At 43.8% G+C, this 15,562-nt stretch carries 13 protein-coding genes; 10 read left to right on the plus strand and 3 right to left on the minus strand.

Features of this window, described 5'->3' with window-relative positions; translation table 11 throughout:
* Positions 1-27 precede the first annotated feature (27 nt).
* The 3 genes from E5672_RS14770 (at position 28) to E5672_RS14780 (ending at position 5,087) form a co-directional block, all read left to right on the plus strand.
* Complete coding sequence (locus E5672_RS14770; protein ID WP_136782895.1) at positions 28-1,692, plus strand: lytic transglycosylase; 1,665 nt, start codon at positions 28-30, stop codon at positions 1,690-1,692.
* Positions 1,693-1,772: 80 nt separating this feature from the next.
* The gene (locus tag E5672_RS14775; protein WP_136782896.1) at positions 1,773-2,810 is read left to right on the plus strand and encodes an ion transporter; all 1,038 of its coding nucleotides are present in this window, start codon (positions 1,773-1,775) and stop codon (positions 2,808-2,810) included.
* 114 nt (positions 2,811-2,924) lie between these two features.
* Positions 2,925-5,087, plus strand: coding sequence for a TonB-dependent siderophore receptor (locus tag E5672_RS14780; RefSeq protein ID WP_136782897.1), 2,163 nt, complete (start codon positions 2,925-2,927; stop codon positions 5,085-5,087).
* A 60-nt stretch (positions 5,088-5,147) separates the two neighbouring features.
* On the opposite strand, the gene cysS is transcribed toward E5672_RS14780, so the two are convergent.
* Entirely contained in the window at positions 5,148-6,530 is a 1,383-nt protein-coding gene (cysS, locus tag E5672_RS14785; protein ID WP_136782898.1) for a cysteine--tRNA ligase, read from the minus strand.
* 203 nt (positions 6,531-6,733) lie between these two features.
* Here cysS and E5672_RS14790 point away from each other — a divergent pair, with 203 nt between their 5' ends.
* The 4 genes from E5672_RS14790 (at position 6,734) to E5672_RS14805 (ending at position 10,617) form a co-directional block, all read left to right on the plus strand.
* Positions 6,734-7,225 carry a peptidylprolyl isomerase gene (locus E5672_RS14790; protein WP_136782899.1) on the plus strand — a complete coding sequence of 164 codons (492 nt, stop codon included), beginning with the start codon at positions 6,734-6,736 and terminating at the stop codon, positions 7,223-7,225.
* A 139-nt stretch (positions 7,226-7,364) separates the two neighbouring features.
* A complete protein-coding gene (lpxH, locus tag E5672_RS14795; RefSeq protein ID WP_136782900.1) occupies positions 7,365-8,090 on the plus strand; it encodes a UDP-2,3-diacylglucosamine diphosphatase in 726 nt (241 codons plus the stop codon).
* 124 nt (positions 8,091-8,214) lie between these two features.
* Positions 8,215-8,829, plus strand: coding sequence for an OB-fold-containig protein (locus E5672_RS14800; protein ID WP_136782901.1), 615 nt, complete (start codon positions 8,215-8,217; stop codon positions 8,827-8,829).
* Between the two features lie 18 nt (positions 8,830-8,847).
* The gene (locus E5672_RS14805; RefSeq protein WP_136782902.1) at positions 8,848-10,617 is read left to right on the plus strand and encodes a flotillin family protein; all 1,770 of its coding nucleotides are present in this window, start codon (positions 8,848-8,850) and stop codon (positions 10,615-10,617) included.
* A gap of 58 nt (positions 10,618-10,675) precedes the next feature.
* Here the strand turns inward: E5672_RS14805 and E5672_RS14810 are convergent, their stop codons facing one another.
* On the minus strand, positions 10,676-11,581 hold the full coding sequence (locus tag E5672_RS14810; protein WP_136782903.1) for a LysR family transcriptional regulator: 906 nt from the start codon (positions 11,579-11,581) through the stop codon (positions 10,676-10,678).
* A gap of 112 nt (positions 11,582-11,693) precedes the next feature.
* Here E5672_RS14810 and E5672_RS14815 point away from each other — a divergent pair, with 112 nt between their 5' ends.
* The 3 genes from E5672_RS14815 (at position 11,694) to gtfA (ending at position 14,730) form a co-directional block, all read left to right on the plus strand.
* The gene (locus E5672_RS14815; protein ID WP_136782904.1) at positions 11,694-12,449 is read left to right on the plus strand and encodes an SDR family NAD(P)-dependent oxidoreductase; all 756 of its coding nucleotides are present in this window, start codon (positions 11,694-11,696) and stop codon (positions 12,447-12,449) included.
* Between the two features lie 231 nt (positions 12,450-12,680).
* Positions 12,681-12,860 (plus strand): oxidoreductase-like domain-containing protein, encoded by a 180-nt coding sequence (locus E5672_RS14820; RefSeq protein WP_136782905.1) that lies wholly within the window; start codon positions 12,681-12,683, stop codon positions 12,858-12,860.
* 373 nt (positions 12,861-13,233) lie between these two features.
* Positions 13,234-14,730, plus strand: coding sequence for a sucrose phosphorylase (gtfA, locus tag E5672_RS14825; RefSeq protein ID WP_136782906.1), 1,497 nt, complete (start codon positions 13,234-13,236; stop codon positions 14,728-14,730).
* A 273-nt stretch (positions 14,731-15,003) separates the two neighbouring features.
* Here gtfA and E5672_RS14830 read toward each other — a convergent pair whose 3' ends face one another.
* Positions 15,004-15,306 (minus strand): winged helix-turn-helix transcriptional regulator, encoded by a 303-nt coding sequence (locus E5672_RS14830; RefSeq protein ID WP_136783030.1) that lies wholly within the window; start codon positions 15,304-15,306, stop codon positions 15,004-15,006.
* Between the last annotated feature and the right edge of the window lie 256 nt (positions 15,307-15,562).

A 15,562-nucleotide genomic window follows, 5' to 3' on the forward strand; every position in this document is an offset into this window, starting at 1 on the left:
GCAGTGCTCCAAGAGGTTTCTTCATATATGCAGTTGAAGTTTTTTCCTCTATCGCCGTTGTTATTGGCGATAGGTTTAACGGGTTGTCAGTTAACCGAAGACAGTAGCGACAATGCACAGTTACAGAATAATGAAAACGCCTCTTTAGAAGCGTGCAGTGAAATTTATAGCAACGAAGAAGCCATTTCAGATTGTGAATTAGCAAGAGATGGCGTTGTTGAAGTCGTTCACCCGAATGACGATACGCTAGAAGAAGGTGCCGAGCTTACCGATACACCTGACATACATACGCAAGCTGTAGTTACAGACGTTTGGGAACGTGCTAGCGCAAACTTCTCCCTTCCCATCCCTGATGACAAGCGTATTAGCGCCCAACGAAAATGGTATTTGAAACACCCTGAATATATGGCTCGCGTGGTAAAGCGCGCAAAGCCTTTCCTCTACTATATTGCAGAGGAAATTGAAAAGCGCGATATGCCGATGGAGTTAATTCTTCTTCCTGTGGTAGAAAGCGCATTCGATCCTTTTGCCTATTCTCACGGGCGAGCAGCCGGAATGTGGCAGTTTATTCCTGGCACCGGAAAACGATTCGGTATGCAGCAAAATTGGTGGTACGACGGACGTCGCGACGTTGTTGCGTCTACTCAAGGTGCACTTGACTACCTTACCTATTTAAATGAAATGTTCGACGGAAATTGGCTTCATGCACTTGCTGCCTATAACAGCGGTGAAGGTCGTGTGCAGCGAGCGATTAAAGCAAACAAACGTGCAGGAAAACCTACTGATTTCTGGAACCTGAATTTACCCAAAGAAACCCGTGCTTACGTACCTAAGTTATTAGCTCTTGCTGATATTCTTAAAAACAAAGATGAATATGCGTACTCATGGCCAGAAGTGGAAAACGTTGCCGTTATTGAAGTGGTTGATATTGGCTCTCAGGTCGATTTAGCGTTTGCGGCCGAACTTGCCGGTATGTCTTTAAAGGAATTGCATGGGCTAAACCCTGGCTTCAACCGCTGGGCCACGTCGCCTGAGGGACCTCATAGATTAGTACTTCCGCTTGATAAAGCGGCTGCCTTTTCTCAAGCGCTTGCAAAAATTGATCAAAAAGAGCGGTTAAACTGGGTACGCCATTCAGTAAAACCCGGCGATAGCTTAGGTAAGATTGCAAAGCAGTATCACACCACAGTTAAGGTGCTTAAAAAGGTAAATGAGCTAGACTCGTCAATGATCCGTGTAGGACAGGCGATTATGGTACCAGTGGCATTACAAGAGCTAAACAACTACACACTATCTCAAGAGCAGCGCCTAGCAAGCTTGCAAAATAGCGGAGCGTCTAAGCAAAAAGTACGTCACACCGTTAAAACAGGTGATACGCTATGGGATATTGCTCGTAAGTATAATGTAAGCACGAAACAATTAGCGAAATGGAACGGCATGGCGCCAGGTGATACGCTTCGCTCTGGCAAGACATTAGTGATTTGGCAAGAAGGGAAAGCACAAGACGGCGTTAGGAAGAAACTTACTTATACCGTTAGAAACGGGGACTCATTGTCGCTTATTGCTAGCAAATTTAACGTTAAAGTTAGTGATATCGGTAAGTGGAATTCGCTTAATACCAAGCGCTATCTTCAACCTGGCCAGAAGCTAAAGCTTTATGTAGACGTAACAAGGTTGAATGCATCAAGTTAACCTTTAACACTTAGCGTTCTATATTGTTCATGTCCAACTGCATTTACATCACGCTTTAAGTCAACATACAGGATAAGGAAATGCTAAGAATTAACCGGGAAAATTTGCGAAACAGTCATGAAACGCCTTGGTTAATTTTAGACTTAGTCATGTTAGGTATACTGTTTGTTAACCTAGCATGGCTCATTTTCGATGCCCTTTATGCCACAGACTTTGTTTATGGTGTTTTGGGTACCTATTTCCCTGCATTCCTTAGTGCGTACGACCCTATACACAACAATTTTTTGTTGGTCGATTTAGTTTTTATTGCCATATTTTTCACTGAGTTTTGCTTTCGCTGGATTGTTGCGATTGTACGTAAAGAACATTTACGCTGGTATTTCTTTCCTTTCTTGCACTGGTACGACATTATCGGCCTCATTCCAACCGGGCCAACTCGTTTATTTCGTTTCTTGCGAATATTCTCTATTCTGCACCGCCTCCACAAATTCGAAATAATCGACTTAAATCAAACTGCCGTCTTTCGTTTTTTTGCCTTTTACTACGATGTCTTCGTTGAAGAGTTAAGTGACCGAATTGTTGTCAAAGTGCTTAGCGACGCGCAAAAAGACATTTCAGCGGGCTCGCCCTTGTTAGACGATATCAATGCACAAGTACTGGCTCCCCGTCGCCCTGTGATAACTCAATGGATGGCTGGCGTTATTAACCATTTAGGCCAGTCTATTCAAAGCGAAGAGCACGGTGAGGTAATTCGAGAGCACGTACGAAAAAGCGTAGGCAAAGCGGTACGAAGCAATGCGCAAGTCTCTTCCCTTCACTATCTACCTGTTATTGGTAAAACCATTGAAAATACATTGGAAGAATCGGTTACTGACATAGTTACCACATCACTTGTAAACCTTTTAAGTGATTTAGATGCAGAGCGCATCGACCACTTTATTTCTGTTGGCATGCACGACTACACTCCTACTGCTGACGCGCTAGATAAAGAAGTACTTAACGTTGTAAACGAATGCTTGGAATTGGTGAAAGCCCATGTTGCCCAGCAGCGCTGGAAATCGCATTTAACCGAGAAAGAGAGTGCAATCCCCACTGACAAACCGGACATAAACCCTTAAAAATGCCAGCTTCCAGAAAACAAACGCAATAATTAATAACAACTATTATCATTACCCCTCTAATGATAGACTAAAGTCTATACTGCAAATATCTATCACTCGAGGAAGGAATCTATGGCGTTTATTAAGCCATCATCAGCGGTACGCAATGCTTCAAAAAACACTGCCTTTTCGCTTTCAGCACTTGCACTCGCTGTATTAGCATCAACTAGTGTATTCGCTCAGCAAGAGGAAGAAGACGAGAAATTAGAGCATATCGAAGTGAACCCCATGCAGTCTTACAGAAGCACTGCTACGAAATCGTCGCTTCGTCCTATTGAATCGCCCGTAAGCATTAGCGTTATTGACCAAGATTTACTGCAACTTCGCCAAGCTGATTCAGTAAACAAAGCCCTGCGTTACGTCTCTGGTGTTACCACTGAAAGCCGCCCTACTATTACTATCTTCGACCAGTTTACTATTCGAGGTTTTACGACTTACCAAACCTTTTACGATGGGTTACCGCTGCTTACTAACAATAGCTGGAACCTTTACCCTCAGGTTGATGCGTTTGCTACTGAATCATTAGAGATCTTAAAGGGTCCGGCCTCATCGTTGTATGGTTTGGTTCCGCCTGGCGGCATGGTCAACCAAGTGGCTAAATACCCTAAAGATGAAGATGAAACCCTTGTTAGAGCAGCATTGGGGTCTGACAGCTTGTTTGAACTAGGTTTGGACACAGCGGGCGCACTTACCGACAATGCAAGGTACAGGCTGGTTATGTTGGGAAGAAAGCGTGACGGGTTTCAAGACACAACAGAAACCGAGCGCTATACCATAGCCCCATCTGTTACCGTAGATATTAGTAGCGAAACAGAACTTACACTATCTGGCTACTATCAAGATGATCCAGAGATGATCCCGTCTACTCCTCTACCTGGCCAAGGCACTCTTTATAGCGACCAGTTTGGAAAATTAGACGCCAGTACCTATGCGGGCGATGAAAACTGGAATAGCTTTTCACGCGAAGTGCTTATGCTTGGATACAAACTGAACCACCAAATAACAGATAGTTGGTCGATACTGCAAAAGTTCAGATATACAGATTCAGAAGCGCTTCAACGCAATAGCTACCATTCCGTATTGGATGCCGAAAACAATTTATACCGTTCTGCTTATTTAACTGATGAAGAAACCGATGGGATAACGGTAGACACACAAATTGCAGGGCAGATAGTTACGGGCGATGTAGTTCACAACCTTCTGTTCGGTGTCGACTATCAAGATTCTGATTCTACAGTAGCCTACCGCGATACGTTAGGCACGAATACACCGCCTTTAAACCTTGTGAATATTGATAACGATCTTTTTGATGTTAGCGCGCTCCCGCTCGATTTCTACCAAGAAGATCACGATATCGATGTTGAACAACTCGGTTTTTATGTTCAAAACGAAATGCAGTTCAACAACATTACTGTGCTGCTAAACGGTCGCTACGATAACTTTGAAAGCACCGATGTCGCTGCAAACGTTTACGACGGTTTTGAATACGGCAGCACTACCGAAATTGACCAAAGCGAATTTTCAGGCCGTGTTGCCACTATGTATACCTTTGATTCGGGTTGGCGCGTATACGCAAACTACTCAGAATCTTTTGAACCTGTAACGGGAATAGACTCGGTAACGGGTGAAGCCTTCGAGCCGACCACTGCCGATCAAATTGAAGTAGGCACTAAGTTCCAATCAAGCGATGGCGCAACTACATTTACCGGAGCTTATTTTGTTCTTACTAAACAAAATGTAGTGGTGAATACACCAGATTTTCTTCAGCGTACCCAAACTGGTGAAGTTGAATCAAAAGGTGTTGAACTAGAGTTAAATACAAATATCACCAATGCTCTTTCACTTCAGGCTAACGCGACCTTCTTAGATATGGAAGTGACAGAAAATGAGCTAGACCCAGCAGAAGTAGGCAATACGCCAGTATGGGTCGCCGAGGAAAGTGCTTCACTGTGGGCGAATTACCTGTTTGAAGACAACTTAGATGGTCTAATGATTGGCGCTGGCGTGCGCTACGTTGGAGAAACACAGGCCGACAAATACAATACCGATGAAGTACCGTCTTATACACTTATAGATGCAGTCATCACTTATGATATGCCAGAGTATGACCTTAGGTTTACTGGCAGTATAAGCAATCTAACCGACAAAGAATATGTAGGTTCATGTTTTGATACCAACAACTGTTGGTTCGGGGCACAGCGCCGCTTCGAAGTTGGAATAGAAAAGCGTTTTTAGTCGATACAAAAAAGCCCACATCAGTGGGCTTTTTCAATTTCAAACGGTAATAAACCAGGCTTACGCTTTACGCCACGTCGTACCGCTTGGGCCATCTTCCAGCACTACGCCCTTAGCGTTTAACGCATCGCGTGCCGCATCTGCGGCCGCCCAGTCTTTAGCTGCACGAGCGTCGTTGCGCTGTTTAATTAAAGCTTCAATTTCAGCGGCTTCGTCATCGTTGCCCTCGCCACCTTTAAGGAAAGTATCAGGGTCGCTCTGAAGCATACCTAAAATAGCACCTAGCCCTTTAAGAACCGCTGCCAGTTTGCCTGCTTCTTCAGCGTTATCTTTTTGGCGGTTAAGCTCACGTGCCACGTCGAACAACACCGAAAAGGCTTCAGGTACGTTAAGATCATCATTCATAGCCGCTTCAAAACGCGCTAAGTAGCCACCGTAGCCAAGGTCTGTGCTCTCATCTATTGTTACACCACGCATTGCAGTATATAGACGCTCTAGCGCTGCTTTCGCTTGTGTGATGTTATCTTGCGAGTAGCTTAACTGACTACGATAATGCGCCGACATCAAGAAGAAACGCAAGGTTTCTGAATCATGCTCTTTAAGCACATCGCGCAAGGTAAAGAAGTTACCCAACGATTTAGACATTTTTTCGTCATTAACCTGAACCATACCTGCGTGCATCCACACGTTTACGTAAGGTGTGTCATACGCACAGCACGACTGAGCTACTTCGTTCTCGTGGTGCGGGAAGGTTAAATCTGAACCACCACCGTGAATATCAAAGTGCGCACCAAGGTGCTTATGGTTCATTGCAGAACACTCAATGTGCCAGCCCGGACGCCCTTCGCCCCACGGCGACTGCCACGCTGGCTCTCCCGGCTTGGTAGTTTTCCACAGTACGAAATCTAGCGGGTCGTCTTTACCTGCCGCCACTTCAACACGGGCACCGGCTTTAAGTTGATCCAGGTCTTGTTTACTTAACTTGCCGTAATCTTCGTACTTGCTAACGTCGAATAGTACATCGCCGCTTTCAGCTTGATAGGCGTAACCTTTGTCCATAAGACGTTGGATAATTTCAATAATCTCATCCATGTGGCCACTTACTGTCGGCTCCACGTCTGGCTCAAGCAAATTAATGGCCGCAAAGTCTTCGTGCATCATAGCGATAGTACGCGCTGTTAGCGCTTCAAAGCTTTCTCCATTTTCATTGGCGCGAGCAATAATTTTATCGTCGATATCCGTGATGTTACGAACATACTTCACATCTAAACCTAGATGGCGTAAGTAGCGTACTAAAACATCGAAACTTAAGTAGGTGCGGGCGTGACCCATATGACTTAGGTCATAAACGGTAATACCACACACATACAAACCCACTTTCCCTTCTTGAAGCGGAACAAACTTCGCTTTTTCACGGGTTCGGGTATTGTAAAGATGTAGCATGTCTATATTTCCTATTTGTCATAATTTTGGGGCGGAAAGTTTAGCACTGTCACGATTTAAATGGTACAAGCCTTTTGCAGCGATATTGCCGTGATTTGCGGTAACCGTCTCTTTGCGCTGACTACCCGTTTTGCGCTGACGACTCGTTTTGCGCTAAAATGCCCCCCACTTTATATGTATGCTAAAACACAGGACACACCACAATGGTTACGTTAAAAACAAATTTCGGTGACATCACTCTAGAGCTTTTTGAAGATAAAGCACCTAAAACAGTAGCTAACTTCCTTTCTTACGTAGAAGACGGCTTTTTTGACAACACTATCTTTCACCGTGTAATCAACAACTTTATGATCCAAGGTGGTGGTTTTACGCCAGATATGGACCAAAAAGATACTAAAGATCCTATCGAAAACGAAGCCGATAACGGTGTTGCAAATGAAGTAGGTACCATCGCGATGGCTCGTACTCAAGACCCGCATTCTGCTACCGCACAGTTTTTCATTAACGTGAACAACAACGACTTCCTTAACCACACTAGTAAGTCTGTAAACGGTTGGGGTTACTGTGCTTTCGGTAAAGTGGTTGAAGGCATGGACGTTGTAGAGAAGATCAAAGCGGTTAAAACCGGTAACCACGGCTATCACCAAGATGTACCTGTTGAGCCAGTGATCATCGAAAAAGCAATTGTCGCGTAATTAACTGCCTAGATAACTGTTAAATAATCTAACTAAGTAATGGCGCGCTCGACACCTTGTTCAAAGCGAGCCTAAAGCCTTTAGTTAAGTAAAGGCCGCGTTATTAACGCGGCTTTTTAAACCACACTTAAGAAGATTTATGTCGTTCACCTACTTCATTGCCGATTTACACCTAAGTGCCGACCGCCCAGATATTACAGAGTGCTTATTGCGATTTTTAAAAGAAGACGCAATTAATGCTGACGCACTTTACGTACTTGGTGACTTATTTGAAGTTTGGATTGGCGACGATAACGTTACCCCATTTAACACTGCCATAGCATCAGCCTTTAAAGAAGTGAGTCAGCACTGCCCTATTTACTTTATTCACGGTAATCGCGATTTCGCCATTCGTGAAAAGTGGCTATCGAAAGCCGGTATGACATTGTTAAACGAACAAGAGGTCGTGGACCTATATGGCACACCTACCCTGCTTACTCACGGTGACGAGCTATGTACACGCGACGTCGCTTATCAAAAATTTCGTAAGAAATCTCGTGGTTGGTGGTGGCCTCGCTTAATGCTTGCCCTACCTTTATGGTATAGACAGCGTGTTGCCGATAATGGCCGCGCGGAAAGCAAAGCCAAACAACAAAACCTCAAACCAGACATCATGGATGTTACCCCTGAAGAAGTGGTGAAAGTGATGGAGAAATGGGGCGTGCAGCGCATGATCCATGGTCATACTCACAGACCAAACATCCACAGCCTTGAAGCTAATGGTAAACCTGCCTCGCGTATTGTTCTAGGAGATTGGTATGACCAAGGCAGTGTGTTGAAGGTTACTGAAAATGAAGTGATGCTGCAAAAGCATAACTTCAGTTAGCGTTAAAGCGCGATACATCATTATTTGTTACAAACTAGCCCAAAGTACATGTGTTACGCGCTGGCTTAATTTTTGTTCTGTGGTATAAAGAATAAAAGCAAGTTAGTCATCATGGACGGTGTAAATGACAGATGTTCTTCTTTCCCCTGCAAATTTTTGGTTTAGCATTGCGCTTATAGCCGTATTCTTTGTTTTTATTCTAGAGCTTATTAGTACCATCTTTGGCGCAAGCCTGTTAGGACTTGGCGACGACTTTGCGGAATTAGATGGCGAAGGTTTTTTAAGTACATCTCTAGCAAATTGGCTAAATATTAATAAAGTCCCTTTCCTTATATTTCTCGTTACATTACTGACCTTATTCGGACTTATTGGGCTGATTTTAAATGGACTTACAGCAAGTGTATTTGGCGTTACTTTACCCGCGCTTATGTCTGTTGCTTTAGCCCTTTTTATTGGGTTAATAGTTACAGCTAAAACCGTAAAAATTATTGCCAGCGTATTGCCAAGCGTTGAGTCAAGCGCGGTAAATAGCGAAGATTTTATTGGCTCAGTAGCAGAAATTACCATAGGTAAAGCGAGCCGAGGCAACCCTGCTGAAGCGAAATTTACCGACCATTATTCTCAGCCTCATTTTGTGTTAGTAGAGCCGTTCGAAGAAGAAGAATTGTTCGCACAGGGAGAGCGCGTCATTTTAGTTCAGAAAAAACAACACAGCTGGTTAGCTACCCGCTATCTATAACCTAAAAGAGATAAAAGTATGGATACAATTCAACCATCTAACTTGCCGTCAATACTCTTTATTGCCGGTGCTATCGTTGTAGGGCTCATTGTTATAGGCCTTATATTTGCCAAACTTTATACCCGTGCGACCAAAGAAACTGCGTTCGTAAGAACCGGTCTAGGCGGTGAAAAAGTGATAAAAGACGGTGGTGCTATTGTACTTCCCGTCGTTCACGAAATAATTCCAGTGAACATGAACACGCTTCGTATAGAAGTGGAAAAAATTCAAAAAGACGCGCTTATCACCAAAGACCGTATGCGTGTAGATGTTAAAGCCGACTTCTATTTACGTGTAGCGCCAAATGCTAACGGCATCTCAATGGCAGCACAGACACTAGGCACGCGCACCACCCGCGCTGAAGAAGTTAAGAAGTTAATGGAGTCAAAGTTTGTTGATGTACTGCGCGCCGTAGCTGCTGAAATGAGCATGACTGAAATGCACGAACAGCGCGCTGACTTTGTACAAAAGGTTCAGCAAAGTGTGGCTAACGACCTTGAAAAGAACGGCTTAGAGTTAGAGTCGGTGAGCTTAACTGGGTTTGATCAAACCGACTTACAGTTTTTCAATGAGAATAATGCGTTTGATGCCGAGGGCCGCGCTCGCCTTACCAAAATTATTGAAGAAAAACGCAAAGAAACTAATGATATTCAACAAGAAAACCGTATCTTCATTGAACAGCGCAATTTAGCCGCCGAAAAACAGTCGCTTGAAGTGAAAAGAGATGAAGAAGAAGCACGATTAGCCCAAGAGCAAGTTCTTGCTTTTAAACGCCAAGAACAAAAAGCAGAGATTGCCAAGCAGCGTGAAATGAAAGAACGAGAAGAGCGTGAAGCAGAAATTGCTAAAAACCGTGCTATTGAAGCGGCTGAAATTGAAAAGTCTCGCGAAATTGAAACTCAAGAAATTGCCAAGCGTCAGGCGCTTGAACAAGCGCGTATTCGCCAGCAGCAAGAAGTTGAGGTATCGGAGCAAATTAAGCAAATTGCCGTAGCAACAAAGTCTGAAGAAGAGTCTGCTGCGCGCGCCAAAGCTGCTGAAGCGGAAAAAGCTAAAGTAGAAAAAGTGGAAGCGGTAACTACAGCAAAAATGGTTGCTGAAGCAGAGCGTAAGAAACAAATTGAAGTTATTGATGCACGTAAAGAAGCAGAACGTGAAGCAGTGGGCATAACCGTTGAAGCACAGGCTAAGAAAGAAGCGGCTGAAAACTCTGCCGCCGCTATTCTTACGGAAGCTAAAGCCGCAGCCGATGCCAAAATGCTTCAAGCTGAAGCAGATGAGAAAGTGCTTGCCGTAGAAGCACAAGGTAAACAAGCCCTTTACGAGGCTGAAAACACCCTTAAGACCGAGCAAATTGAACTGCAAAAAGCCCTGGCTATGCTTAAAGTATTGCCTGATCTGGTTGCACATGCCGTTAAGCCCCTTGAGAACATTGATGGAATTAAAATTCTTCAAGGATACGGCCAAGGTAGCGGCGCAAAAGGTGATCACACCATTGCCACTGCTGGCAGTGGTTTGGCAGAGCAAGTAACACAGGCAGCGCTAAGCTACAGAGCTAACGCGCCACTGGTAGATTCTATGTTGCGTGAAGTAGGTTTGGTCGATGCAGAAAAAGGGACTTTAGAAGATTTGGTGACAGGCAACAGCGATATACTAGCCAAAGCTGGTGCAGTAAAACCTAAGCCAGTTGTGACATCACCAGAATCACTTAATGGTAATAAGCCATCGGAAGCACTTTCAGCGGATTAGTACTCTACGAGCGAGTATTTAACTAATTGGCATGCGACACCATCTAAAGCCCTGTATCTCAACAGGGCTTTTTATTTTCGCGTAGTTTATCAACTAACCATTCAGAAAATACTTTTAACCGAAGGGGCATTTGTCTTCTAGAGGGGTAAAGGAGGTTAACTGGCATCGCCTGGGCCTCGAATTCAGGAAGCACTCGAATTAACTTTCCTTCTTTCAGGTCAGACTCAACTCCCACGCTTGGAATTTGTGCGATACCTAATCCACTTGCACAAGCAGCGAAATAGGCTTGAGTGCTGTTAACACTTAGTAAGCTTTGCATTTCGAGGGCATGGCGCTTTCCATCTTTCATATATTCAAACTCCGGTGCTTTATGGCTTAGCGAGTGAGAATAATCAATAAGCTTATGATCAGCTAAATCTGCCAGCGACTGCGGTATGCCCCACTTCGTTGCATAACCAGGACTTACACAGTTATAAATTGGATAAGTTAAAAGGCGACGGGCAATCAAATTGCTATCCGTTAATGCACCAACCCTTATGACACAATCAAACCCTTCTTTAACAAGGTCAACTTTGCGGTCGACGCTGCTTACTCGCAACGTAATGTTCGGGTAAGCAGAGATAAACTCTCCTAACACTGGAAGCAGAATGTTGGTTGCAAATCGACTGGGCATGTCGATACGAAGCTCGCCACTCACATTGTCTGGTGACGATATAAATTGTGATTGTAAAGCATCCCACTCACTCAGTAAGGCTATACTTTGCGGCAGAAATATTTCTCCATCAGAGGTGAGAGAAACACTTCGCGTGCTTCGGTTAAAAAGGCGTGTGCCCAACTGCTTTTCGAGCTTTGTTACCGCTTGGGAAATGCTCGATTTAGGCAAGCCGAGAAGTGCAGCCGCCGCACTGAAGCTTCCCAACCTTGCAGTTTCTACAAACCGGGTAAGCATATCGAACCTGTCCATCACTCACCTATTGTTCATTAAATATGAACAATGTTATCGCTTTAGGCAGGTTTTTCATACCAATTTTAGTCAATATAATCGTCTACGAATTAACCTAAAAAGAGAGATAACAATGGCGATTGCATTAATAACCGGTGGAAGTCGAGGTCTTGGGCGCGCTGGCGCACTAGCGCTGGCGGAAAAAGGAGTAGACGTCGTTATCACGTATAACACTAATAAAGCAGCGGCAGTTGAGGTAGTTAAAGAAATTCAAAGCTATGGAAGAAAGGCCTGTGCCCTGCCCCTTAACACTGCTGTATCGCATTATTCTTTTCCCGAATTTCTGGTAACCCTTAAAGAAGTACTAAATAGCCAATTTGGAAAGCAGGCTATTACCTACCTAGTAAACAACGCCGGCATTGGCCTAAATGCTTCTTTTACAGCAACCAGCATTAAACAGTTCGACACGCTATTTGATATGCATGTGAAAGGCCCTTATTTTTTAACCCAAACACTGTTACCTATTATTGAGGATGGCGGCGCAATACTGAATATCTCCTCTGGCTTGGCAAGATTTTGCTTTCCAGGAAATAGTGCATATGGAATGGCTAAAGGTGCTGTTGAAGTAATGACTCGCTATTTGGCAGCAGAGTTAGGAAATCGCAATATTAGAGTGAATACTCTTGCACCGGGTGCCGTTGAAACGGATTTTGGCGGCGGCTATATTCGTGATAATTGCGAAGTCAATAACGCTATAGCCTCTCAAACGGCTTTGGGGCGCGTTGGCAAACCCGAGGATATAGGTGGCGTTATGGCTGCGCTATTAAGTGACGATTGTTATTGGGTTAACGGTCAAAGGATTGAGGCATCTGGTGGCATGAAGCTGTAACATCTTAAAAAATATAGCGTTAATGTCAGCTTTTGCTTGTTAACGAAAATAGGTCAAACGTCTTTGTAACCTTTCAAGCTGCAAAGGCATATCATAAGGAGTAACATATATAGACATAGTATTATCACTTTTGCTTAAAAGATTGCGTTCGGGCGAAAGAATGTTGTTAAACCTTAAAGATACTATTTGAGATTAGGATATTTTTAAGGAATGAAATCGAGGATAAGTGCTATGAAGTCACTACCCGAGGAACCAGAGAAACCATTAAGGGACGATTGTTGTGGCGGAGGTTCATGTTGCCCATGCATATGGGACGTATATTACGACAAACTTGCAAAGTGGAAAGAAGCGAAGCGAGAGTTCGACGAGTTAAATAATAGCGAGTCACCAAATACCGGTGCACAAGAGTGACGGTCAGTATTGGTGCTTGAGGTTATCGTGTTCGCTATTACCTACTATTAAGCAGCCCTTAAACTCGCTACCCTACCCTAACATATGCGTGACAAGAAACGCCGCATAGCAATTTTAAGCGTTCCATTTTTTAAACTTCTCATTTACAAATATCTTTTCTACTGCTATTTTAACTTAATCGATTAAGCTACTTTTCTCTGTGTGCCTCAACCAGGTTTGGTCAGTCAACAGAGGAAGATTAAGAATTAAGCTAAACCCATTACATGTTCAAGTTTGTGCCTGACAGACTGGTAATGCTTAGTTCGAAGTAATGTGTGCTCGCGAAACAAAAACGCAGTACGAGCCAACGCATGCTGAATTTTGGAGAATTATCATGTCTATACGCAATGGCGTTCAATTAATCACCTATGCAGATCGACTGGGCGATGGCAACATCGAGAGTCTGGCAAGCTTACTTGAAGGCCCGTTGAATGGGCTGTTCACTGGTGTTCACGTCTTACCTTTTTACTATCCATACGATGGTGAAGATGCAGGCTTCGACCCTATAGATCATACATCGGTCGATGAACGTTTAGGCGATTGGAACAACATCAAAAAGCTCGGCGAATCGGTAGATATTATGGCCGACCTTATTGTTAACCATATGTCAGGGCAAAGCGAAGCATTTAAAGACGTACTAAAGAACGGGCGCGACTCTGCTTACTGGCCACTCTTTTTGACCAAAGAAGATATTTTTAAGGGTAGTGATCAAACCCAAATCGACGAACAAATCGCGCGCGTATTCCGCCCTCGCCCAACGCCATTTTTCAGTAATTACGAAGTAGGTACTGAGACTGACACCACTGAAACCGTGCCGTTTTGGACTACCTTTACGTCCAATCAAATTGATATTGATGTTGAGTCACAGTTAGGCCAAGAATACCTTTCTTCCATTCTTACGTCGTTTACGGAAAGTAATGTTGATCTTATTCGCTTAGATGCGGCAGGCTACGCAATTAAACGCGCAGGTTCGAACTGCTTTATGCTTGAAGAAACCTTCGAATTTATTGAAGAATTATCGAACCGCGCACGTGGTATGGGCATGCAGTGTTTGGTAGAAATACACAGCCACTATCAAACTCAAATTGATATTGCAGCGCGTTGCGATAGTGTTTACGACTTTGCTTTACCACCACTTGTACTGCACACCTTGTTCACCAAAAACGCAGAGGCACTAGCACACTGGCTTTCTATTTCGCCACGTAATTGCTTTACCGTACTTGATACCCACGATGGTATAGGTATTGTTGATGTGGGCGCAAGTGGTGACAAGCCAGGTCTACTTGATGCAAACGCGATTAACGCACTCGTTGAACAAATACACGTAAACTCTAACGGTGAATCGAAGAAAGCCACAGGCGCTGCAGCAAATAACGTAGACTTATATCAGGTTAATTGCACGTACTATGATGCACTAGGTAAAGATGACTTTGCCTATTTGGTCGCCCGTGCCATTCAATTTTTCAGCCCGGGGGTGCCTCAGGTATATTACGGTGGGTTACTTGCTGCAGAAAATGATATGGCGCTTCTTGCTAAAACCAATGTTGGCCGCGACATTAACCGCCCATACTTGTCTACTGCCATGGTAAAAGAAGCCGTTGAAAAGCCAGTGGTTAAAGGCTTGATGCAGCTAATAAAACTTAGAAACGAAAGCGATGCATTCAACGGAGAATTTGACGTTAGTTACAAAAATGACTTATTGATTCTTACGTGGACAAAGGATAACGATGCGGCTTCACTACGCGTAGATTTCGGTAGGATGGATGCAACGATTAAGACATTAAGTAATGGTGAAGAAAGCGTGTTGTCTATCGAAACGCTACTCGCTTAATACAGGCTTTCTGTAGCTATTTAAGCTCAGGGCTCTGCGATTTTACGTGTAGCACTTTAGTTTTCGCGTACGAATAAACGTACGGTTTCGGGGCTTGGGTGTTACGCCAAAACTCTCTCAATCACTCCGTAACTACTTAGTATGTTTCTTGTAAAGCGAGTACTGTTGCTGTTCTATTCAGTACTCGTTTTTATAAATGAAATCGTCTCTTTGTTTTAACGCTAAAAAAGCCACAGTAACGCTATCCTATAGCCCAATGTAACTTTAATTCACTTATCTATAGTCATCGTTATAGGCCCTTCCCCAATCACATAATTGGCGTAAGGTGGGCTCTAGTGTGCGGCCCAAATCAGTAAGAGAGTATTCAACTCGAGGTGGAACTTCAGCGTACACTTTCCGGTTAACTAACCCGTCGCGTTCTAATTCTCTCAGTTGCTGAGTAAGCATTTTTTGAGTAACGCCTTGTAAACGCCTGCGCAACTGACTGAAGCGCAGTGTTTTGTGACAAAGATGCCATAAAATAACCCCTTTCCACTTACCGCCTATGATCTCCAGGGACACTGCTACACCACAAATATATTGGCTTTGGTCGCTCTCGTTTTCTCTAGTAGCTTCATTACAACTTTGGTTTGGGCTATTTAAGGCGGCGCTACTTTTATTGTCAGGCGTTACTTTTCCAGTTACTTCCTTAACGCTTTTTAAATTTACCGACATATTCTCACTCATATTTATTACGTAAATTACGCACCTACGGTGTTAATCCGTTTGGCCAAAAGCAAAACTAAGCTGAATGCTTGTTTACTCTTCAATAGTATCTTTTTGGGTACTACCC

The organism is Alteromonas portus (genome assembly GCF_005117025.1).
GTDB lineage: Bacteria > Pseudomonadota > Gammaproteobacteria > Enterobacterales > Alteromonadaceae > Alteromonas > Alteromonas portus.